The organism is Thermosynechococcus sp. GLH187, assembly GCF_031583395.1.
Lineage (GTDB): Bacteria > Cyanobacteriota > Cyanobacteriia > Thermosynechococcales > Thermosynechococcaceae > Thermosynechococcus.
On sequence record NZ_CP134175.1, the window covers coordinates 2,125,681 to 2,147,806 of the forward strand.

Annotated in this window: 23 protein-coding genes and 2 tRNA genes; 14 read left to right on the forward strand and 11 right to left on the reverse strand. The window is 52.4% G+C overall.

Annotation, left to right across the window (positions count from 1 at the left end; translation table 11 throughout):
* The first annotated feature begins 131 nt into the window (after positions 1–131).
* Genes RHI63_RS10460 through mutL form a run of 3 tightly spaced genes read left to right on the forward strand, consistent with a single transcriptional unit; the run spans position 132 to position 3,173 of the window.
* The gene (locus RHI63_RS10460) at positions 132–347 is read left to right on the forward strand and encodes a DUF2555 domain-containing protein (RefSeq protein WP_206200107.1); all 216 of its coding nucleotides are present in this window, start codon (positions 132–134) and stop codon (positions 345–347) included.
* A complete protein-coding gene (coaBC, locus tag RHI63_RS10465) occupies positions 334–1,551 on the forward strand; it encodes a bifunctional phosphopantothenoylcysteine decarboxylase/phosphopantothenate--cysteine ligase CoaBC (protein ID WP_310821566.1) in 1,218 nt (405 codons plus the stop codon). The genes RHI63_RS10460 and coaBC overlap by 14 nt, the downstream gene beginning before the upstream one ends.
* Positions 1,548–3,173 carry a DNA mismatch repair endonuclease MutL gene (gene mutL / locus RHI63_RS10470; RefSeq protein WP_310821567.1) on the forward strand — a complete coding sequence of 542 codons (1,626 nt, stop codon included), beginning with the start codon at positions 1,548–1,550 and terminating at the stop codon, positions 3,171–3,173. The genes coaBC and mutL overlap by 4 nt, the downstream gene beginning before the upstream one ends.
* On the opposite strand, the gene RHI63_RS10475 is transcribed toward mutL, so the two are convergent.
* Complete coding sequence (locus RHI63_RS10475) at positions 3,170–3,661, reverse strand: NADAR family protein (protein WP_310453466.1); 492 nt, start codon at positions 3,659–3,661, stop codon at positions 3,170–3,172. The two genes, mutL and RHI63_RS10475, sit on opposite strands and share 4 nt — an antisense overlap.
* A 239-nt stretch (positions 3,662–3,900) precedes the next feature.
* Here RHI63_RS10475 and psb27 point away from each other — a divergent pair, with 239 nt between their 5' ends.
* A complete protein-coding gene (psb27, locus tag RHI63_RS10480; RefSeq protein ID WP_206200110.1) occupies positions 3,901–4,305 on the forward strand; it encodes a photosystem II protein Psb27 in 405 nt (134 codons plus the stop codon).
* Positions 4,306–4,310: 5 nt separating this feature from the next.
* A complete protein-coding gene (locus RHI63_RS10485; RefSeq protein WP_302678251.1) occupies positions 4,311–5,021 on the forward strand; it encodes a M15 family metallopeptidase in 711 nt (236 codons plus the stop codon).
* Positions 5,022–5,035: 14 nt separating this feature from the next.
* Here the strand turns inward: RHI63_RS10485 and rpmB are convergent, their stop codons facing one another.
* The 7 genes from rpmB to RHI63_RS10520 form a co-directional block, all read right to left on the reverse strand.
* Positions 5,036–5,272, reverse strand: coding sequence for a 50S ribosomal protein L28 (gene rpmB, locus RHI63_RS10490; RefSeq protein ID WP_149819231.1), 237 nt, complete (start codon positions 5,270–5,272; stop codon positions 5,036–5,038).
* 80 nt (positions 5,273–5,352) lie between these two features.
* On the reverse strand, positions 5,353–5,991 hold the full coding sequence (locus RHI63_RS10495) for an LON peptidase substrate-binding domain-containing protein (protein WP_149819234.1): 639 nt from the start codon (positions 5,989–5,991) through the stop codon (positions 5,353–5,355).
* Between the two features lie 59 nt (positions 5,992–6,050).
* Positions 6,051–6,134: transfer RNA gene (locus RHI63_RS10500), tRNA-Leu, on the reverse strand.
* A 62-nt stretch (positions 6,135–6,196) separates the two neighbouring features.
* A complete protein-coding gene (locus RHI63_RS10505; RefSeq protein ID WP_206200112.1) occupies positions 6,197–6,643 on the reverse strand; it encodes a hypothetical protein in 447 nt (148 codons plus the stop codon).
* Between the two features lie 116 nt (positions 6,644–6,759).
* The gene (pcrA, locus tag RHI63_RS10510) at positions 6,760–9,081 is read right to left on the reverse strand and encodes a DNA helicase PcrA (protein WP_310821568.1); all 2,322 of its coding nucleotides are present in this window, start codon (positions 9,079–9,081) and stop codon (positions 6,760–6,762) included.
* 350 nt (positions 9,082–9,431) lie between these two features.
* Complete coding sequence (locus RHI63_RS10515; protein ID WP_206200114.1) at positions 9,432–10,355, reverse strand: hypothetical protein; 924 nt, start codon at positions 10,353–10,355, stop codon at positions 9,432–9,434.
* Positions 10,334–10,579, reverse strand: a complete 246-nt coding sequence (locus tag RHI63_RS10520; RefSeq protein WP_206200115.1) for a hypothetical protein — start codon at positions 10,577–10,579, stop codon at positions 10,334–10,336. The genes RHI63_RS10515 and RHI63_RS10520 overlap by 22 nt, the downstream gene beginning before the upstream one ends.
* 155 nt (positions 10,580–10,734) lie before the next feature.
* Between RHI63_RS10520 and menB the strand changes: the two genes are divergently transcribed.
* From menB to RHI63_RS10560, 8 genes are all read left to right on the forward strand, one after another.
* On the forward strand, positions 10,735–11,571 hold the full coding sequence (menB, locus tag RHI63_RS10525; protein WP_206200116.1) for a 1,4-dihydroxy-2-naphthoyl-CoA synthase: 837 nt from the start codon (positions 10,735–10,737) through the stop codon (positions 11,569–11,571).
* A 42-nt stretch (positions 11,572–11,613) separates the two neighbouring features.
* On the forward strand, positions 11,614–11,862 hold the full coding sequence (locus RHI63_RS10530; RefSeq protein WP_149819240.1) for a Ycf34 family protein: 249 nt from the start codon (positions 11,614–11,616) through the stop codon (positions 11,860–11,862).
* 164 nt (positions 11,863–12,026) lie between these two features.
* Positions 12,027–13,346 (forward strand): TrkA-related ion transporter, encoded by a 1,320-nt coding sequence (locus tag RHI63_RS10535; protein WP_255521454.1) that lies wholly within the window; start codon positions 12,027–12,029, stop codon positions 13,344–13,346.
* Between the two features lie 4 nt (positions 13,347–13,350).
* Entirely contained in the window at positions 13,351–13,875 is a 525-nt protein-coding gene (locus RHI63_RS10540) for an SRPBCC family protein (RefSeq protein WP_206200117.1), read from the forward strand.
* A gap of 9 nt (positions 13,876–13,884) precedes the next feature.
* The gene (locus RHI63_RS10545) at positions 13,885–14,646 is read left to right on the forward strand and encodes a hypothetical protein (protein WP_310821569.1); all 762 of its coding nucleotides are present in this window, start codon (positions 13,885–13,887) and stop codon (positions 14,644–14,646) included.
* 95 nt (positions 14,647–14,741) lie between these two features.
* Positions 14,742–17,441, forward strand: coding sequence for an ATP-dependent chaperone ClpB (gene clpB / locus RHI63_RS10550; RefSeq protein ID WP_310821570.1), 2,700 nt, complete (start codon positions 14,742–14,744; stop codon positions 17,439–17,441).
* Positions 17,438–18,310, forward strand: coding sequence for a ParA family protein (locus RHI63_RS10555; protein WP_302678258.1), 873 nt, complete (start codon positions 17,438–17,440; stop codon positions 18,308–18,310). The genes clpB and RHI63_RS10555 overlap by 4 nt, the downstream gene beginning before the upstream one ends.
* A 40-nt stretch (positions 18,311–18,350) precedes the next feature.
* The gene (locus RHI63_RS10560; protein ID WP_310438029.1) at positions 18,351–19,142 is read left to right on the forward strand and encodes a ParB N-terminal domain-containing protein; all 792 of its coding nucleotides are present in this window, start codon (positions 18,351–18,353) and stop codon (positions 19,140–19,142) included.
* Here the strand turns inward: RHI63_RS10560 and chrA are convergent.
* The 3 genes from chrA to nblR all read right to left on the reverse strand — a co-directional run bounded on the left by chrA (position 19,139) and on the right by nblR (position 21,985).
* Positions 19,139–20,371 carry a chromate efflux transporter gene (gene chrA, locus RHI63_RS10565; protein ID WP_310744526.1) on the reverse strand — a complete coding sequence of 411 codons (1,233 nt, stop codon included), beginning with the start codon at positions 20,369–20,371 and terminating at the stop codon, positions 19,139–19,141. The genes RHI63_RS10560 and chrA overlap by 4 nt on opposite strands.
* Positions 20,372–20,802: 431 nt before the next feature.
* A complete protein-coding gene (locus RHI63_RS10570) occupies positions 20,803–21,315 on the reverse strand; it encodes a DUF192 domain-containing protein (RefSeq protein WP_310743019.1) in 513 nt (170 codons plus the stop codon).
* Positions 21,296–21,985: a response regulator transcription factor NblR gene (nblR, locus tag RHI63_RS10575; RefSeq protein WP_149819255.1), complete on the reverse strand. Its 690-nt coding sequence runs from the start codon at positions 21,983–21,985 to the stop codon at positions 21,296–21,298. Before nblR ends, RHI63_RS10570 begins: the two co-directional genes overlap by 20 nt.
* A 65-nt stretch (positions 21,986–22,050) precedes the next feature.
* On the opposite strand from nblR, the gene RHI63_RS10580 reads away from it, so the two are divergent.
* Positions 22,051–22,124: transfer RNA gene (locus RHI63_RS10580), tRNA-Arg, on the forward strand.
* The last annotated feature ends 2 nt before the right edge of the window (positions 22,125–22,126 follow it).

Consider the following 22,126-nt stretch of genomic DNA (forward strand, 5'->3'; position numbering starts at 1 on the left):
ACCGGCTAGGGACATCGTACCCCGCAGGGCAGTAGCTTTTTTAGTCTAGCTCCTCAATCTTGGGGTTGAGGCCAAGGGGTATGTAAACTAGTGTTGTAGGACTACTCTTTAGGCGTCCTGCAGGAGGGGGTATGCAAACAACTCACCACTACACTCAGGAGTATATCAATCACCTCACCCCCCAGGAGGTGGCTGCCTTGGCACGACGGCTTGAGGAGGATGATTACGATACACCCTTTGCCGCCCTTGAAGACTGGCATCTGCTGCGCTCCATTGCCTTTCAGCGGCCAGAGCTGGTAGAGCCTTATTTGTATCTTCTGGATTTAGAAGCCTTTGACGAGTCCTAGGGCAGTTCCCCATCTATTAGTGGGGGTGGGGGGTGGCATTGCTGCCTATAAAATCTGTGATGTGATCTCCACGCAAGTAAAGGCGGGGTGGCAAGTGTCTGCCATCCTTTCAGAGACCGCCTCGCAGTTCATTACGCCGTTGACCCTTTCGACCCTGTGCCGGCGATCGGTACTCACAGATGCGGATTTTTGGCATCCCCAAGCGCCGCGACCGCTACACATTGAACTGGCAGAAAAGGCAACGCTGATGTTGGTTGCTCCCCTCACGGCCAATACGTTGGCAAAGCTGGTGCTGGGTTTGGCGGATAACCTACTGACCAGTACGGTGCTGGCCTCCCAAATACCCATCTTGGTGGCACCGGCCATGAACACGACCATGTGGGAGCAACCGACGGTACAGAGCCATTGGCAACAACTGCAACAACAGCCCCGTTATCATTGCTTACCCCCGGCCTATGGCCGCTTGGCCTGTGACAGCGTCGGTGTGGGGCGGATGGCGGAGACGCAGGAAATCATTGCCTATTTGGACTCCTTGGCCTATACCCACGGCAAACGAGACTTGGCGGGGAAACATCTGCTGATTACTGCCGGTGGCACCCGCGAGTATTGGGATACAGTGCGCTTCATTGGTAATCCGGCAACGGGGAAAATGGGGATCGCTCTGGCAAGGGCAGCCCTGCATCGCGGCGCCAAGGTGACTTTGATCTATGGGGCGATCGCCGAGCCGATCCCAGCCCAGGTACGCGCTATTGAAGCAATCAGTAGCGAAGCAATGTGCAAAGCTGTCCTTGAGGTGTGGCCAGAGGCCGATTGGCTGGTGATGGCTGCCGCCGTTGGCGATGTCCGCCCGGCCCAACAGTGGTCGGGAAAGCTCCCGAAATCGGAGTTGCCTACCGCCTTACCCCTGAGTCCGGTGCCCGATATTTTGCAAGCGGTGGCTCAGATGCGCCAACCCCACCAACGTCTGATTGGTTTTGCTGCCCAAACGGGGGATATTGTAACGCCCGCCCGCGAAAAGCTAGAACGCAAGGGCTTGGATTTGATAGTTGCCAATGCGGTGGATCAAGCCGATGGTGGCTTTGGCAGTAGCGAAAACGCAGCGGTGGTTCTGGATCGGCAGGGGCGATCGCGCGATCTTGCCAAGGTACCCAAGTTAATTCTGGCCCACCAAATTTTTGACGTTGCCCAAGAATGGCTGCCATGAGTGATGGCCTCACGGTTGTCCCCTTGCCGCTCCAAATGCAGCGGGCGATCGCTGCCGCTGAAACCCTGGACTCCCTCGCCACAGTGGTACAGGAGCTTGTGGAAAATGCGCTTGATGCCGGGGCGAGTCGCATTCACCTCCACTGGCGCCCTTCAGCATGGCATCTTGAGGTCACAGACAATGGCGAAGGGATTCGCTGGGCAGATCTCACCCAAGTGGCTCTCCCCTACACCAGCAGCAAGTTGCCCCCCAGCGGGGAATTGGCGGACATCACAACCTTGGGATTTCGCGGTCAAGCCCTCCACAGTTTGGCGCAAATGGCACAGTTAACGATTTGCAGTCGCCACCGTGAGGCGGAGACCGGTTGGCAAGTGAGTTATGATGCCCAGGGTCAAGTGCGCAGCCAGCGTCCTCTGGGAATGGCCGTGGGGACTCGCGTGATTGCTGAGCAAATTTTTCAGGACTGGCCGCAACGTCAGCAGGGAGCAAATCCGAAACAGGTACAGCGGCGGCTTCAGGAAATCGCCCTGTGTTTTCCCCAAGTGGCTTGGCATCTCCTTAAGGATAGCAAGCGCTGGCACCACTGGCCGGCAGTGACGTCTTTGGGCGATCGCCTGCTGCAACTCATCCCACAACTCCATCCCCAAGATCTGCGCCAAATGAGCGATGCCCAAATTGAACTGGTCTTGGCGCCGCCGGATCGCCACCATCGTCACCGCCCTGATGGCTTAGGGGTGGCTGTCAATGGCCGTTGGGTGGAACTGCACAGTGATCCCTCGTGGCAGCAGGTGATTCTTGAGGCCTTTGGTTGCGGCCTACCTCGGCAGCGCTTTCCCCTGTGTATTGCCCATCTCCATTTACCCCCAGCGGCGATTGATTGGTCAGCAGAACCCCAAAAGCGCACGATCTATCTACGGGAACCAGAGCAATGGCAAGCCCTCTTGGTAGAACGCATTGGCCAACTCCTTGCCTGCCCCTCAATCCCCCTGAGTGATGCCAGCAGCTATCAGGTGCTCAAGGCGGCTGAACCACCAAACCGCTATCGGACGCTGTTATCGCCCAATTCAGCTCAAGTTTCCTTGCCAAGCCTGAAAGTGGTTGGCCAATTGCACAACATGTACATTATTGTTGAGCACGCCGAAGGCATCTGGTTGATTGAGCAGCACATTGCCCATGAACGCGTGCTGTACGAGCAAATTGAAACAGATTGGCAGGTGGTGGAGCTAGAGCAGCCGGTGTTGGTGGACTCCCTCACGGAAACGCAAGTGCAACGCCTTCAAGACTGGGGGTTAGCGATCGCCCCCTTTGGGGTACAGGTTTGGGCAGTGCGCCGTGTGCCTGCTCTCTTGCGCGATCGCCCAGATGTCGTGGCGGCTCTTATTGAACTTAGCCAAGTGGCGGATCTGACCGCTGCTAAGGTGGCCGTTGCCTGTCGCAGTGCCATTCGTAACGGCACGCCCCTCACCCTTGCGGAAATGCAAACCCTTGTGGATCAGTGGTACCGCTGCCGTCAACCCCACACCTGCCCCCATGGTCGCCCCATCTGTCTGCAACTGCAAGAATCTAGCCTTGCCCGTTTTTTCCGTCGCCATTGGGTGGTGGGCAAAAGTCATGGCATCTAGCCAAATGAGCAATCCTGCAGAGGAGTGAAGGTGTGAAGATCTGCCCCTTGGCGCAGACACTGCCGCAGGTGCATCAGCAGCCGTCCCAAATAGTTACAGCCTTGGCGATCGCTACCACAGCCCCAATAGCGATCTACGGGGGAATCTTCGACCAATTCTTCATCCCCAGTTGCTAAGAGCAGTTCCTGTAGGTCGGGATGGGTGGTAAATTTGGCAACAAGGGCACGCCACATCACTGCCTGTTTCAGTTGATCCCACTGAGGATGAACGGGGTAACGACCACTGCGACCGAGTTGGGCAGCGGCTTCAGGAGTTGGGGCAGTGCGAATAGTATGACCAAAGGCTTCATGGGCAGTGCCAAAGAATTTATGGGCTTGGTAGTAGTGCTCCGCTGTTGGCCAGTAATAGCCCTCGAGGGTAAACCCGTGGGGAGAGAAATTGGAAAAACTGCCGTAGGCATCCTTGACGCGATAAAAGTAGATGGTCATTGCCAACCGCGTTCCTACACCCCTGTGATCAGCTAGCATTCATCATGGCTGAGATCATCATCCCCCAAATGCAACTCTTTTCACTAGGGATACAACCTGTTCAAAACAGTTCAATCTGAAAGATGACGAACCCCCTATCTTCGAAAAGGGCGATCGCCAAACTTGAGACTCTAGGGGCAGATCCTTGCTAAGATGAGCCTCATGGGTACGTTGAGACCGATTTTGTTTTGGGGTTTGCTATGAAACGTTTTTGGGCGATGGTTTGCGCACTTTTCCTGAGTGTGTCACTGCTCCTGACCAGTTGTGCTAATGTGCCCACGGGGCTAACGGGAAATTTCCGTGAAGATACCCTTGCGCTGATCAGTAGCCTGCGCGAAGCGATCGCCCTACCAGATAATGACCCCAACAAAAAGGCCGCCCAAGCAGAGGCTCGCAAAAAACTCAATGACTTCTTTGCCCTCTATCGTCGCGATGACTCCCTGCGATCGCTCTCTTCCTTTATGACGATGCAAACTGCCCTTAACTCCCTCGCGGGTCACTACAGTTCCTATCCCAATCGTCCCCTCCCGGAGAAGCTGAAAGCCCGCCTCGAACAAGAGTTTAAGCAAGTTGAACTCGCCCTTGATCGCGAAGCCAAGTCCTAGTCCCAATGGGGGATAAGCCCTATACCAAGATTCCTATTGCAGAGTGTGGGGAACCCCTAGCGCCTATTCCACCTACCTTTCTGCGGCTGCAACCCCATCCCTATCAAAGCCGAGGTGCCCCCTATGGCAAAGCCTCTCCCTTTTGGTTGCGGGTGGGGGTCATTGCTGCCCTTGAGCGCGCCCAAGCGTTCCTAGAACCTTACGGCTGGCAACTCGCAATTTTTGATGCCTACCGGCCAATTGCGGTACAGCAGTTCATGGTGGCGCATACCTTTGCTACCCTCTGTCAAGAACGGGGGTATGATGCGCAGCAACTTGAGCCAGCGATCGCCCGCGAGATTTGGCAACAGGTTGATCAATTTTGGGCGGTGCCCAGTTCAGACCCTCAGCAACCACCCCCCCACAGTACCGGTGCTGCTGTTGATCTCACCCTCGCTGACCCCGCAGGCCATCCTTTTGAGATGGGGGGTGTCATTGATGAAGTTTCTGAACGTTCCTTTCCCGATTTTTACGATCGCCATCCTGAGCAGGCTAATGCCGCCTGCTTTAGCCAACGCCGCAAAATTCTCTACCAAGCAATGCGCTATGCCGGTTTTCAGCGCCATCCTAACGAGTGGTGGCACTTTTCCCTTGGGGATCAGTTGTGGGCTTGGCAAACGCAGCAACAGACTGGCCAGCGGGACATCCTCGCTCGCTATGGCCGCGTGGATCTTTGAGTCTGGGCAATGCCTTAGAGCTTGTTGAGATTCAACCCCGCTTCTTTGGCAAATGCACTCAGGCCTTTGCGCTCAAGGGTTTTAATGGCTTTGGTAGAGAGGCGCAGCCGCACCCAACGGTTGCCTTCTGGCCACCATACCCGTTTCCATTGCAAATTCACTTCTTGCAGTTTTTTCGTCCGCCGGTGGGAGTGGGAAATAGCGTAGGCGTTATTGGCTTTTTTTCCAGTTAGTTGACAAACACGGCTCATTGGTTTCCTCCCCAGCAAGGCAGATGGTGCAAAATCATCAGGATTTCTAGCCTAGCATATTCAATGGTGCAGGGCACTGCCTATTTGAAGGTCTCCTTAAGAACAGTCCGTGCGGCTAAGTGATTGCGGGTGGTGGTTAAAATTTCTGCTTCCCGCAGTAGGCGATCGTAGGTGGATTGTAGCTCTAGAAGACGTTGCTGCTCCTGAGCGACACCGCGAAAATTACTGGCAATCCAATAGGACAATTCAAGGGCAGCCGTGGGCACATCGGGGGGCAGCTCCATGGGTTGTTCCGTCAGTTTTGCTGAGAGGCGCACCACATCCTCAAGAAGTTGCCGCACTTCCTTGGCCAAGGGGCGCAGATCAATGCTGGTGGGTTCATCCTCAATCCACTCCACCAGTCCAACGCGGTAGGGTTTTTCGCGCACGTAGTCCAAGATGCGAAACCGCTGCTGACCCAAGGAATCAATGAGCATGCGGTCATCGGGAAGCCGTTCGTAGCGACGCACTTCCGCACAACAGCCCACCGTGGCTGGCCGTCCCGTTTGTGGATCCCACATCACGATGCCAAAGCGGCGATCGCTCTCAAGAATCGTATTCATCATGATGCGGTAGCGAAATTCAAAAATGTGGAGTGGCAGTGGTCGCCCCGGAAAGAGCACAACATCCGGCAAGGGAAAAATGGGGAGTTCGCGAACGGCAATGGACGAAAAAGCCATAATGACAGCGCACAGAAGCCAATGCTTCTATCGTACCCTACTTTGCAGGCTTCCTAGGATGCGGAACCGGGGACTTGAACCCCGAAGTCCTTGCGGACACTAGAACCTGAATCTAGCGCGTCTACCAATTCCGCCAGTTCCGCTCGTGATAGATTTGGTCAGCGATCTTTTATTATCTTGGGTTTGGTGGAATTCTGTCAACTCATTATTTCATCTTGCCTCGGAAGGTGAGCACAAAGGGCTGACCATCCAATTGACCATTGCCTGCCAAGTTGAGAATGGACTGCTGACCGCCATAACGGAGATTGAGGGTGCCATTGGCATCGGCCATACCAGAACTGGTCAAGCGAATCCGCAGATTGTAGGCATCCTGCTGAATGACGTTGCCAGAAAAGCCAATATAGTTGCCATCCGCCAGTTGCATATTGATATCCGCCACCTTTTGTGGATCAATGGCAATGCTCATAAACGTTACTTTTTGATTCGGGCGACCACTGATGCGAAATAGACCCTCGCCCATATCAGCATAGAAGGTGGTGCCTGCGGGTTGGGCTGGCTGAGCGACCATTGTGGGCATTTGGGGGGCGATCGCGTAGGTGTGCGCCCCAGCGCTGAGGGCAAGCAGCGTTGCTGCAATAATGCTCTTGCTCACGGGAAGTTCCTATAGGTTCATGCTTATCATGACGCTCAAAAAGCGTGAGTGGCACCCAAACAGCCGCATCCTGCAATAAGACTTCATATTGTTCAGCTCGGATCGGTTCGCTCGATTTATAGCCGCTCAAGGGGTGTCAGGCGGGGATCCACCACCTTTTGCCCGCGACGTGGGAAACGAATCGCCAAGGAGAGCTTCGGGCCAGTATCAAAGACATGGGTAATTTCCCCTTCGCCATAGACAGGATGGAGAATGCGATCGCCCACCCGCCAACCAGAGGCAGCAGCCTTGCTCAACCGTGCGGGGGATAGCTTCGTGACAGCAGCCATTTTGGGTCGTCGTTGAACATTCCCTGTCAGCAGTTCTGGGGGTAGCTCTGTCAAAAATTGCGAAGGAATCGTATCTTCACTGCCACCGTAGCGGCGACGGCTTTGGGCAAAGGTGAGAAAGAGTTGTTCTTGGGCACGGGTGATGCCGACATAGCAAAGGCGGCGTTCTTCTTCAAGGGCCATGGGGTCGTTGAGACTGCGGAAGTTGGGAAAGAGTCCCTGCTCCATGCCCACCAAAAAGACAACGGGAAATTCTAGCCCCTTAGCGGCATGCAAGGTCATCAGGGAAACGCCGCCCTCTCCCTCCTGCAAGGTATCCAAATCCGAGGCAAGGGCAGAACTGTTGAGAAAATCGCTGAGGCTTGCCCCCTCGTTTTCTTCGCTAAATTGCTGGGCAGCGTTAACCAATTCCATTAGGTTTTGCAGTCGCTCTAGGCTTTCCTTAGTGTCTTCGTTTTCGAGTTCGCGGCGGTAGCCTGTCTCTTCAATCACGGTTTTCACCAGTTCAGGCAATTCAATGTCGTCCACTAGCGATCGCAGGCGGGTCATGAGGGTCACAAACTGCTGCACGGCACGACTGGCTCGCCCGGCCAAGGGCGTCATGGATTCGGTATCGGCAATTAAATCCCATAGGGAAATGCCAAGGGTTTGCGCGGCGTCACTGAGGCGATCCAAACTGGTTTTGCCAATGCCGCGTCGTGGCACGTTAATAATTCGCCGCAGACTCACGGTGTCTTGGGGGTTTTGCAGCAGCCGCAAATAAGCGAGAACATCCTTGACTTCCTTGCGCTCATAGAATTTGAGACCACCAACCACGGTGTAGGGAATGTTGGCGCGAACTAAGGCCTCCTCAAAGGGGCGCGATTGGGCGTTGGTGCGGTAGAGAATGGCAAACCGTCCCCATTGGGGTTCGAGGGATTGACTGCCCAAGGCTTTGATGGTTTGGACAACAAAAGAGGCTTCATCGGTTTCAGTGTGGCAACACTCGCAGTAAATGGGAGCGCCTTCTCCTTTGGTGGGACGCAGCACTTTAGCAATGCGTTCGTTGTTGTGCTCAATGAGATGATTGGCGGCCTGCAAAATGTTGGCAACAGAGCGATAGTTTTCCTCTAGCTTGATCATTGTGCGGCTATCGTCATCGGGCAGGCGATCGCCAAAATCCTGCTGGAAATTCATCAGGATAGTGAAATCAGCGCAGCGAAAGGAATAAATGGACTGATCGACATCGCCGACGACAAAAATCGAGCGATCGCCCCAATTCTGAAACTGTTGCGGTGGCGTACCATTGGTGGCCAATAGCCGAATGAGATCGTATTGGGTGCGGTTGGTGTCTTGGTACTCATCCACCAGAATATGTTGGAATTGCTGATGCCAATACTCAAGGCGCTCGGGGTGCTGTTGTAGCAGCTGCACCGTTCGCAAAATCAAATCATCAAAGTCAAGGGCGTTATTCTGGGCAAGGGTTGCCTCATAGCGACGATAAACCTCGGCGGCCACCCGGCCAGCGGGCGATCGCTGTTCCTGCTCCAATTGATCGGGGCTTAGCCCTCGGTTTTTGGCATGGCTAATTTTGTAGCGGATACCGCGCGGATCATGCTGGCGCTCATCGAGATTGAGTTCCGCAGTGGCAATTTCCTTAATCAAACTTTGCACATCTGACTCATCAAAAATGGTGAAATGCCGCGTCCAGCGATACCCTTGGGGATGTTGATAGGCCTCTATTTCCAAGCGCAGGAGTCGGGCACACAGGCTGTGGAACGTGCCAATCCAAAGGGGCTTCGTGTACGTTTGATAGACTCGCGATCGCACCCGCTGTTGTTCGAGGGGAGAGAGATCTAGCCAGTCCCGCCCGTAGAGTTGCTGAGCCACCTCTTGACCAAAGAGAGCTTCAAGCCGCTCCTTCATTTCGCGGGCGGCCTTATTTGTAAACGTCACCGCCAAGATATTTTCTGGTGCCACCTGATGCTGGCGAATCAAATGGGCAATGCGATAGGTGAGCGTGCGAGTTTTCCCGGAACCGGCGCCTGCCACCACCAACATCGGGCCACAATAGTGCTCCACCGCCTGCCGTTGTGATGGATTCAGTCCTGCGAGAAAATCCCTACTCATTTGCTGCTACGCCCATTCGCCTAAAGTTTTATGATACCTGCTATGACCAGCCAACGGGTTGGCACCCCCATCCGCCAGTACTGCGGGCATCACGGCATCAGACGGCGATGGGTTGACACAAATTGATATTAAAGGGGATTTTGGATTATGAGTTGAGTAATTCCCGATGAGTTTTTACAAACAGCGCACATCACTGAAGCTGATCTCAAACTCGAAATTGCCATTCTACTACTCCAGTAGGGAAAAATTACTCTGGGCACGGCCAGCCAGCTCTTCTTCTTGATGAGTCAAGATAACACAATCACTGCGGGGGTAGGCAACGCAGGTTAAGACGAATCCTGCATCAATACTCAAAGAATCAGGGGAAGTTTCTGGCGATCGCGCCCCTGTTGTTCGAGGCAGCGGTTAATGCCCGTCACCGCCTCGTTGTACATGGCAATCTTGGCCTCTAGTTCCTTCAGTTTGGCGGCATTGTGCTCAATGCTTTCAGCCGCTTCTTTTTCTAGGGTTTTGCCGAGGTGCTCCCGTGCCTGTTGCTGTTGCTGGAGAATCTCTTGGCTATGTTGCTTGGCGGCAGTGAGGAGAGGCTCTGTAATCGCGGTGGCGATCGCGGCTCGATAGGTCACTTCAATGGTTTTCTTGATCTTGTGAACAAAGTCCATTTTCAGGAGTTCCCGCAGTTCGGTTTCCGCCTCAAACATACTCGAAGCATCAAAGGTATTGCAGGCTTTGCGCAGCACCTCCCGCAGTTTCATCACCCCTTGGGTATCATGATAGAAATCCTCGCGCTCCCGCACATAGCGATCGCACTCAATGCGTGCCACCGTCGTAATACTAGTCAGTACCTCCTCCTCCAGCTTGGCCAACATTTGATCAATGCCGCTGTCATTCCCCAGTAGGCGAAAGAGTTCGCGATAGTAGGGCTGCTGGTAAATCTCCCGCCTCAACTGCTTAAAGAGATTTTTGATCACCTCTTGGGAAGACTCGACGAGGGTTTTCTTGAGACCATTGGCCAAGTAATAGAAGGCCTCCGCCAAAATCCCCATAACGGGAACAACGGAGTTGGTGGGATGACTATCAAGGGCCTGTTGATAAATAGTAGCCACGGAGAACTGGCGCAGGAGTTGCTCGAGGGAAGTGACAAGGTTGTTTTTCAGCCGTTTATAGTCCTGCTCTGCCTCTGGAGACTGGCCGCCCTTGATACGATTGAGAAACTGATCAATATGCCGATAAAACTCATCCCCGGCGATTTTCAGTTCTTGGCTAAGATCCAACTGTAGAGGAGTTCGCGCTCCAATAGTGCATTGATCAGCATTGATTTGCCAGCACTAAAAGGCCCTGCAAAAACAATCTCAAATGTCGGCGAAACCGCCTTGCGCAGGGAAGTTTGAACTGGCGTAATATCAAAGGAGCGCAGCTTGGGTTCCGCATTCAATAGGTCAAGGAGGCGATCACAATCCGCTTGCAAATTGGGGCAGGTGTTGAGGAGGTCGCTCATAGCAAAGAAGCACAAACTATTGTCAGCAACAGCCTAACATAGCTCTCCTAGCCTCCCCTAGGTGGTGGATGTTAATTTTTTTTGCGATTTTGCTCCCCTCTAAACCCGAGAACCCCTCAGGTTACAATGAGAATCCATCTTACCCATCACACTCTATGGACAGCGTCCACTGGCAGCAGGTTCACCACTACACTGACATCCTCTACCACAAAACGACGGGCATTGCCAAAATTACGATTAACCGTCCCCACAAGCGCAATGCCTTTCGTCCCCAAACTATTGTGGAAATGAGTCAGGCCTTTGAGGATGCCCGCAACGATCCCACGATTGGCGTTGTCTTGCTCACCGGGGCAGGCCCCCACACCGATGGTAAGTATGCCTTTTGTGCGGGTGGTGACCAACGTATTCGGGGTGAGGCAGGCTATCTGGATGATCAGGGGGTAGCACGGCTGAATGTGCTGGATCTGCAACGGCAAATTCGCTCCCTGCCAAAGGTGGTGATTGCCCTTGTGGCCGGCTATGCCATTGGCGGTGGCCATGTGCTGCACTTGGTCTGTGACCTCACCATTGCTGCTGAGAATGCCATTTTTGGTCAAACGGGGCCACGGGTGGGTAGTTTTGATGCGGGGTTTGGTGCGAGTTATCTTGCCCGCATTGTCGGCCAGAAAAAAGCCCGTGAAATTTGGTTTCTCTGTCGACAATATACAGCTCAGGAAGCCTTAGCGATGGGTCTAGTCAATGCTGTTGTCCCCGTTGAGGAACTGGAGGCTGAGGGGATCCGCTGGGCGCAAGAGATTCTCACCAAAAGTCCCTTGGCCATTCGCTGCTTGAAGGCGGCCTTTAATGCCGATTGTGATGGTCAAGCCGGCCTACAGGAATTAGCCGGCAATGCAACCTTGCTGTACTACCTCACTGAAGAGAGTGCCGAGGGCAAAAACGCCTTTTTGGAAAAACGTCCCCCCAACTTTCAGCAGTTCCCTTGGCGCCCCTAAGGGATGCGCTAGAGTAGGAGCATGTGGCATTGGGAGAGTTCCATGTGTATCTGTGTTAACTGCGCCCTTGTGGATCGCTGTACCACATACTATGCCGTTGAGGAGCAGCACCAACAGCCCCATCTGACCCTCACGCCAGACTTTGACCCAATTGAGCCGACGATCAATATCAACATCCGTACCCAAGGGGAAGAGATTCTATTGGAGTGGGATGTGGTTGGTTGTGCCAGTTTCGTCGAAGAACAGGGACGGTGGGCAAAACTGCGTCCGGGAGAATTGATTCCCACCTAAATCTGATGGTTAGCCGGCGATCGCGGCAAATTGCGGCAATTTGATGTTCTCTTCTAGCGGCACTCATGGGACAAAGCCGGCTAAGACAACAGCTTGATCTATTTCTGCACGCACCACAGGTAGAAATCAGCCTGTTGGTTTTGATCCTCATATGGGTACTTTTAGTGGTGGTCGATCTTTTCTGGGTACAGCCCGGCCACCCTAATTTTTTTCTGATGCTGGCGGATTTGCCCCTACGGCTGTGCTTTGTTGTTGAGTTATTCCTACGCTTTGCGATCGCCCGCAAAAAGCAACGATTTTTCCGCCACTACTGGCTTGATCTAGTCGCGATTTTACCGATGCCGCCCCAGTGGCCCCTGTTTCGTCTGCTGCCCCTTTTGCGCCTACCCCGTGCCTCGATTTTGATCAATCGCAACCTACACTACATTTCTCCCCAGATTTCTGGTCTCTACGGTGCCCAAATTTCAGCACTGTTAATCATTGTGTTGATCATGCTCTTTGGGGGACTGGCTTTTTATATTATCGAAGGAACCTCAAACCCAGACATCGAGACCCTTGGGGATGCCCTGTGGTACAGCTTCTTTTCCTTAGTGTCCGCCGAACCCATTGGTGCCTATCCCAAAACCCATGCCGGGCGGATCATTACCCTAGTGGTGGTTTTGTCGGGGCTGACCTTGTTTGCAGTGTTTACAGGGGTGGTGTCTGCCTTCATGGTGCAGCGGTTGCAATCAGTCATGAGCATTAAGAACTTTGACTTGGATGAGTTGCGCAACCACATTATTCTCTGTGGCTGGAATCGCAGTGCCCCCCTAGTGTTGCAGGAGTTGCAAACCGATCCCCAAACCCGCCATGCACCGATTGTCATTGTTGCTGAACTGGAACAGTTGCCCTTGAGTGAGTTGCGGAGAGTAGATCAAAATCGCCTCTACTTTTATTCGGGAGACTATACCCGCATTGACGTTTTAGAGAAGGTGCAGATTTACCACGCCTCCCGTGCCATTCTCTTGGCGGATACCAGCCAGCCCCGCAGTGATCAAGACCGCGATGCCCGAACGGTTCTCGCTGCACTGACCATGGAAAAACTCAATCCAACGATTTACACCTGTGCCCAGCTTTTGGATCGCAATAATAATGTGCAACTTCAGGCGGCAGGGGTGGAAGATGTGGTGGTGGCTGATGAAATGGCGGGTCATCTCATTGGCAATGCGGTGCGCAATCAAGGGGCGATGGATGTCTTTGCCGAACTCCTAACGGTACAGGTGGGCAATCAATTTTATCGGCTGCCTTTGCCGTCAACGCTGGCAGGCAAAACCTTTTGGTATGCGCAACGACACCTCAAGGAGCAGTACGATGCCCTCTTAGTCGCTGTGGAACGTCGCATTGAGGGGCGTCGCCAGACGGAGGTTAACCCACCAATGGACTATGAGCTGCAAGGGGGGGACTATGTGGTTGTGATTGCGCGGCAGTATCCACAGTGGGGATAGGGTGATGGAAATTGCCTCCCAAGTAGAGCTGCCCTTTCCCCGCGAGCACGTCTATCGTACCTATCGCGATCGCCTGCCTGAGTTAGTCAACTGGATGCCCAATGTGCGTAAAATTGAGGTGCAAGAGCGCAGGGAACAGCCTGAGATCTTAGAGATGGTTCTGGTCTGGCATGGGGGTGGCGAAATTCCGGCAGCGGCTCGGGCACTGCTGAGTGAGGCAATGCTCTCGTGGACGGACTACACCCATTGGGACGATCGCCACTATCTCACCCGCTGGCGCATTGCACCCCATGCCTTTACCGAGGCCATTGACTGCCAAGGGGAAAATCAATTCATTGCTGTGGGTGACTCAACAATTATCACTAGCCGAGGTCATCTACGCATTGATCCAAAACGCATTCCGGGGGTACCCTCCTTCCTAGCTGGCATGATTGCTCGCGCTGTGGAGGAGTATCTCGGCCAACGCATCGAACCCAATTTTCAGCAGTTGGCAGCCAGTGTCGCAGCATTTTTGCGTGCTCAAGGATAACGATCAGCGATGAAAATCTTGGAGCAAACGGACTATCGCTTGCGCTTGCGGGAGCGCCCTTTGCTGAGTTGGTTTATGGGTGGGGTGTTTGCTCTTGTACCTACGTTGATGCTCAGCTTCTTTCCTGTTGCAGAAATTCACTGCCAACGCCAAACCCTACCCTATGAATGTATTGCCACCACAACCTCCTTCGTGAGCCAAGAGCGGGTGAAAATTCCGCTTCCTCTACTGCGACAGGCAAAGTTGGAGGACTACATTGACAGCGAAGGCGATCGCATGTACCGCGTTGTTCTTGAAATAGCGGGCAACTCAACCATATTAGGCGTTGCCTCCTCGGAGCCGGGCGATCGCGCCGCCATGGTGCAGCAAATTAATCAGTTCTTAGCCAATCCCAATCAAACCGAACTTTCAGCGCGTGTGGACGATCGCTGGCTCATTGGGATCATTGCGGGGGTGTTCTTTCTGGTAGGGATGAGTTTCATTTCTTTCGCATCCGTCTTAACACTGGATTTGGATCGGGGCAGTGGCACCTTGACGATTCTCCATGCAAATTTTTTCCGCCGCACTCAGAAGGAATTGCACTTGCGCGCGATCAGGGACATTGCGATTGAAAGCTCCGTGGATTCTGATGGCGATCGCTTCTATCGCGTCGTGGTGCACCTCACTTCTGGCGAGACAGTTCCCCTGCGGCAGTACTACAGTAGCGGCTATGACAGCAAGAAAAAACTCGCTAATCTCCTGCGGCGGTTTCTCTATCTGCCACCTCTATAAATCGTCCTGCGGGTGTGGCGCTGGCCTGTTGATTACACTGAAGATGATGGCATAATGCATTCACGGTCGGTGGGGTTTTGCCCTCAATTATCACTATGCAACCAACGGATCCAACAAAGTTTACTGATAAAGCATGGGAAGCCATTGTTAAGTCCCAAGATGTGGCACGGGAATATCGCAGCCAATATCTGGAAACAGAGCACTTGATGATTGCCCTCCTGCGCGAAGAAGGACTGGGGCAACTGATCTTTGAACGGGCTGATATTGACACTGAATGGGTTCTCAAGCGGCTGATGGACTTTGCCAAACAGCAACCCCGCGTGCCAACGGGAAGCGAACTCTACTGTGGCCGCAGCTTGGATGCTCTCCTTGATGAAGCCAATCGTCTGCGCCAAGAGCAAGAGGATCAGTTTATTTCGATTGAGCATCTTGTCCTCGCATTTGTGGGCGATCGCCGTATTGGTCAACGTCTGTTCCGCGCTTTGAATTGCGATCGCGAGCAGTTGGCGGCCACCGTCAAAGCCATTCGCGGCGCCCAAAAAGTCTTAGACCAAAACCCCGAAAATAAATACGCTGCCCTTGAAAAGTACGGTCGCGATCTCACCGAAGCAGCCCGCCAAGGTAAACTAGATCCGGTCATTGGCCGCGATGAGGAAATCCGCCGCGTCATTCAAGTGCTCTCGCGCCGCACTAAGAATAATCCCGTGCTCATCGGCGAACCTGGAGTTGGGAAAACGGCGATTGCCGAAGGTCTTGCCCAGCGGATTATCAATGGCGATGTACCCGAATCCCTGAAAAATCGGCGGTTGATTTCCCTTGATCTGGGGAGTCTGGTGGCGGGTGCCAAGTTTCGCGGTGACTTTGAAGATCGCCTCAAGGCGGTTCTCCACGAAGTGACCCATTCCGACGGTCAAATTGTTCTCTTTATTGATGAATTGCACACCGTGGTTGGTGCCGGTGCCAATCAAAACGCCTCGATGGATGCCAGCAACCTCCTGAAGCCGATGTTGGCGCGGGGCGAACTGCGCTGTATTGGTGCCACCACCCTAGACGAGTACCGCAAGCATATTGAGAAGGATGCTGCCCTCGAGCGTCGCTTCCAGCAGGTGTATATTGGCCAACCCAGCGTTGAGGATACAATCTCAATTTTGCGGGGTCTCAAGGATCGCTACGAAATTCACCACAACGTCAAAATTACTGACTCGGCATTGGTGGCAGCGGCGATGCTTTCGGATCGGTATATTAGCGATCGCTTTTTGCCCGACAAGGCCATTGATCTCGTGGATGAAGCGGCGGCCAAACTGAAAATGGAAATCACCACCAAGCCCGCTGAACTGGAAGCCCTTGAGCGGCGCCTGCGGCAACTGGAGATGGAAAAACTCTCCCTCAAGCAGGAAGAAAGTCTGCCCCTGAGCCAAGTGCCACTGCAAGCCACCCGCGATCGCCTGCAGCGCATTGAAGAGGAAATTGCCCAACTGCAACCGCGACAACAGGCCATGCAAGCCCGCTGGCAAGCCGAAAAAGACCTCCTAGAGCGCATCAACAGCCTCAAAGAAGAGGAAGATCAGGTAAAGCTGCAAATCGAGCAAGCGGAGCGGGACTACAACCTCAACAAAGCTGCTCAACTTAAATATGGTCGCCTCGAGACGCTGCAACGGGAATTGGAAAGCACCGAAGCACAACTTTTGGAACTTCAGGCCGAAGGTGGCACCTTTTTGCGCGATCAAGTCACCGAAGCCGACATTGCTGAAATTGTTGCCAAGTGGACGGGAATTCCGCTGCAAAAATTAATGGCCTCAGAACGGCAAAAACTCCTGCAACTGGAACAAGTCCTCCATCAGCGGGTGATTGGTCAAACCGATGCCGTGGCCGCCGTGGCCGCAGCGATTCGCCGAGCGCGAGCCGGCATGAAAGACCCTGCCCGTCCCATTGGTTCCTTTCTCTTTATGGGTCCCACGGGGGTGGGCAAAACAGAACTGGCCCGTGCTCTTGCCGAAGCCCTCTTTGATGATGAAAATGCCCTTGTGCGCATTGATATGTCGGAGTACATGGAAAAACACGCTGTCTCCCGCATGATTGGCGCACCACCGGGGTATGTCGGCTTTGACAGTGGCGGTCAACTGACGGAAGCGATTCGCCGTCGTCCCTATGCCGTGGTTCTGTTTGACGAGGTGGAAAAAGCCCATCCAGAAGTCTTTAATGTGCTCTTGCAGGTGCTCGATGATGGCCGCGTCACTGATTCCCAAGGGCGAACGGTGGACTTCCGCAATACCGTGATCATTATGACCAGCAACTTGGGCAGCGAGCATATTTTAGATTTGGCCGGGGATGACAGTCGCTATGAGGAAATGCGCCAACGGGTACTCCAAAGTGCGCAAAAGTATTTTCGCCCCGAATTTCTCAACCGCATTGATGACTTGATCCTCTTCCATGGCCTAGGGCGGGCTGAACTGGCACAGATTGCTCAAATTCAACTGCGACGGGTGGAGAAACTCCTTGCGGATCAAAAAATTCGCCTGCGCCTCACCCCGGCAGCGCTAGATCATTTGGTGGCGGTGGGCTTTGATCCAGTCTATGGGGCACGTCCTCTGAAACGCGCCATTCAACGGGAATTGGAGAACCCCCTCGCCGTGAAGATCCTTGAAGAGGTCTTTGCACCCGGCGATACGATTTTGGTAGATTTGGTCAACGGTGAGTTGACCTTTAGCCCTGCCAACCTCGCAGGTGCAGGCGATCGCGACACCGTCACCGCCTCCTCAGCCTTCAGTAATCCACTCGACGGGAAAGAAGTGTGAAAGTTATTACCATTTATCACAACAAGGGTGGTGTAGGGAAAACTACTGTTGCTGTCAACTTAGCAGCTGCCTTTCGTTGTCGGGAAAAGCGGGTTTTGGTTATTGACATGGACTCTCAAGCCAATACGACCTTTGCCACTGGCTTAATGAGTTTTCTGTTTGAAGAGGAGGATACACTGCGGGATGCTCATATCTTCCATGTGCTCAGATATGCCGATGAGTATCCCATTGAAAAAGTGGTTAGGAAATCCCAGTCTTTTAATCACCCAGAGATTGATGTTGTCCCTGCCCATATTGATTTAGTGAGCATTGAAACCCGTGATCTCCTGAAGGAGATTGATGCCATTCATCTACAACTGCTTATGAAGTTAGAAGCACTCAAGGATGCCTACGATATTGTCATCATAGATGCACCGCCAGCTTGGGATCTCTACGCCGAAATTGCCCTGATTGCCTCAGATTATCTCATTATTCCCTCAGATTTTAAGCCCTTTGCCAATCAAGGCCTAAAGTACGTCATGTCGTTTGTGAAAGATATTAATCGACGATTTGCAGACTTGCGGGTCAAGTTGGGTAAAAAACCCTTAGATATTGTGGGAATTTTGCCCTCAAAAATTCATGGCCGAACTAAGAATTCAAGTAAGTTTATTGCTGTTCAAAAAGCAATTACGAATAAGTATCCTCTGAAAATTCTAGAGACAATTATCACCGAATCTGTTGACTTATCCAATAGCCTCAATCGCGTGACTGCCAGTGGCGATAGTGAAATACCAGCCCCCCAATCTATTTTTCGCTTTAAGCCCAATTCAAATTCTGCCCGTGAATTCAATGATTTGGTAGATGAACTCAATTGGATCACTCAGTCCTAGTCAACCCTAAAATGCAATGGTCAATAGCAAACGTATTCAATTGACAGCGATTGAACTGAGCCCTGACCTTGTGCCCGCAGATCAGGGAAGGATAGAGGAACTGGCTAGTTCAATTCTCAAAGCAGGTATCTGTTTTCCACCGCTAGTGGTGCGGCGTTTGGGCGATCGCTTAGCCTGTCATCGCTTCAAACTCTTGTCAGGTCATCAGCAGTATTATGCTGCCCAAAAAGCCAATCTTAAAGAAATCAATGCCCTGATTATTGAAGAAAATGATACGCCAGAAATAGAAACTGCAATTCTCAGTCAAATTCAGTCTAACTCCACAATTTCTGAAGTAACAGAAGCACAAAACCAAGAACAAACTACAGAGCCTTTAGCTTTTGACTCACCAGCGAGCAACTCCAACGGAAATCTTACCAAGACACTCCTTCAGCAGCTTCTAGAGCAAAATCAAGCTATTTTTCAGTCCCTAAAAGAAATGGAGGCAGCCCTAGTAAACATCAATGCCAAACTAGATAACTTACCACTGCCACAGGTGTCACCCCCCACACCAACAACAACACTATCAGGCTCCTCGGTAGATCGCAACCAACCTCAGTTAAAAATACGCTTGCTTAATCAAGGCTCCAGAGCCGAAATCCAACAGTGGCTTATAAATGCAGGAGTAGGTGAAACAAGCCGTCGAAAATATATCAAAGAGATTATTGAGTTTCGTACTCAATCTCCCTTTCAGTCTCTCATTCACCTTAAAGAAATTTTGAACCTGAGACCCCAGACCCTTACAAAACTCGAAAAGTGCCCCGTACCAGCAAGTTTGAGTTTTCTTCACTAGGCCGTGCCAGTTAACCATTGGCCACCGCATAATCCAACTGTTGCTCCCACAGCAAGGGCGATCGCTGGGTGCCATTTGAGGCGCGTAATCGCCACAAGGGAAAAGACCAAGAGCACGCTATTGAGAATGAGACTGACGGGCTGATCGAGGTGGACAATGGCAGGCGCAAGGTTAATGGCTGCTGACAACACCATACCCACCACCGCAGGATTGACCCCTGCCAAAAATTGCTTCACCCGTTGGAGATGCTTCACCACTTGATAGTAGTGGGCAAGAGCAAACATCAATAATAGGGATGGCAAAAATAAGGCCACGGTTGCCAAAAAAGCACCACCAATACCAGCAACACGGAATCCCGCAAAAGTGGCAATGACAGCGATCGGCCCTGGGGTCAATTGACTAATAGCCACACCATCAATAAATTCCTGCTGCGTCAGCCAATGCAACTGATCGATCAACAGTTGTTTCAACACGGGGATCAGGACAAAGCCACCACCAAAGAAAACAATGCCCACTTTGAGGAAGGTAAGCACTAGGGTCAGCCACTGAACGGGTTGAGAAGAGGCAGTGGCCATTTGGGCAGCTTGGTGGGGTAGGGTCTGGATCGCTAGGGGTAAGCCAACGAGGGCGGATTTTTGGGAAGTTTGGAGTTTTGTGGTTTTTGTCGGTGGGCTGAGTTGGAGAATGAGACCAATAATGCCACCACTGCCAAGGATGAGCAAGGGATTAATGTGGGTCAAACTGCCGAGACAGGCCGCAATGGCGATCGCGATCGTGACCGTCGAGCGCACAGACTTTTGCCCCATTGACCAGACTGCTGCCAAGATGATGCCAATGACCACTGGCGTTAGCCCCGCTAGGGCACCTTGCAATGAGGGAATCGTATGAAACCCAAAATAGAGCCAAGATAGTAAAATCACCGCCACAACGGACGGCAGCAGAAAGGTCAGACTACCCAACAGACCGCCCCAAAAGCCATGGAGGCGATAACCAATAAAGAGCGCCGTATTGACTGGGAACGATCCTAGGATTTGGCTGAGGGCAACCCCATGCAGAAATTCATCAATGGCCAAGAGCCGCCGTCGCTTGACAAACTCATTTTCCATGAGGGCGATCATGGCAATTCCACCGCCAAAGCCAATACTGCCCAGTTTCAGAAATACAGCGGTCATTTCCCAGAGATTCAGAGGCAGGGGGGACGATGACTCTTCGATCTCGGACTCTAGCATGGGTTCCTCGCAATGGCTGTAGCTAATTATGTTTTCTTATATTGCCATATAGTTAAATAATAAACAAGAGGGAATGAGGTCAATTGTAGATAAAGTAAAAAAATGTGAAACAAACCTTGACAGAGTCTTAGTACTTAACTTAGGATTTTGGCTAAATTATATTAGTCATAAAACTTCTTGCAAAAATTTAGACTATGCTCGACAAGCTCTCTAAATCACCAACCTACCTAAAAACCATGACCGCTATTGGCATCGTGGGTCTAATTGTTACTCTAATTGAAGAAAAAAGCAGTGAAAGTAAAGGAGATACAACGGCTGTAGACGAGGCTAGGAAACGAAGAGAGTTTATTACCAAAGCTACAGCACGGAGTTTAATCAAATTGCTTTGGAATAACAACAATCTTTAAGAGTTAAGGAACCCTGTCCATCAGTCAAGGCGCCAAGTACTGTATCTTTACAGAATCATTGACCTTAAGTCCCAATTCAGCGGCGCGGCCACCTGCCAGTTCTAAAACGGCATCGACTGGAACCCCAGATTCGTAGGTGGGGCAGGGCAGGGTTTCGCAGGGGGGCGCTGCGGGGGCGATCGCTACCACTTTACCGTCCCTAAGAAAAATCAAGTCCAAGGAAATGAGACAGTTTTTCATCCAGAAGCTAGCCACTTGAGGCGGAGAGATGGGAAACAGCATCCCGCGATCGGGGGGTAACTCCGAACGAAACATCAAGCCCAACTGCTGCTGTGCCGGCGTGCGTGCCACTTCCAACTGAATCCATGTATCGTGAATGCGCGCCTTGGCCGTAATGGGTAGATATTGCGGAATGCCGCGAACCACTTGCGGGGGTGCGGCCGGATCCCCTTGGCTCAGACTTTGACAGCCCAGCAGTAACCCCAACGTGACCAATCCCAGAACCAGCCAGCGTAACTTAGGCTTCACGGAGAACATAGCCCACTCCTCGCACTGTGTGAATCAATCGTTTTTCGCCATCGGGTTCAATCTTCAACCGCAGATAGCGAATATACACTTCAATGACGTTGGATTCTCCCAAAAAGTCATAGCCCCAGACATTTTCTAAAATTTGCTCACGGGTAAGGACTTCGCGGGGATGCTCCATGAGAAACTTCAGTAGTTCATACTCCTTCATCGTTAGATCGATCGTGCGTCCATTGCGCTCCGCCCGCCGCGTCAAGAGATCAAGAGTCAAATTATCAAATCGCAACACCTCACTTTGGGTGACTGGCGGCTTCAGATAAAGCTGAATCATTTGCAAAAAGGGCTTGGGACTATAGGGCAGCAGTAGGTAATCATCGGCACCCGACTCCAGCACCGCCACCCGATCCTCTAGGCGATCGCTCTCCAGCATCAGTAGAATTGGCAAACTAATCCCCTGCTGGCGCAACCGCTGGCACAACTCCATACTGTTGAGCCGCCCCAAATAGCGATCCATGATGATCAGGGCAGGCTGCCATTCTGCGCAGGCCAAGTGACATTCCTTTTCCGTTGTTGCAATCACGGGGTCATAGCCTGCGGCTTGGAGGTCTTGCCCCATGCGCTGTGACAAGGGGTTGTCAGCGCAGACCAAAAGTAAACGTGAAGGGGGAGAATTTAGCTCCATCTCAATCATCCCTACTATGAAGATCTTACTTTCAGCTTATGCCTTGTGGGAAAATGTTCAAAAGTGCGCCCGTAGCTCAGCGGAATAGAGCACTCGCCTTCTAAGCGATTGGTCGTTGGTTCGAGTCCAACCGGGCGCGTC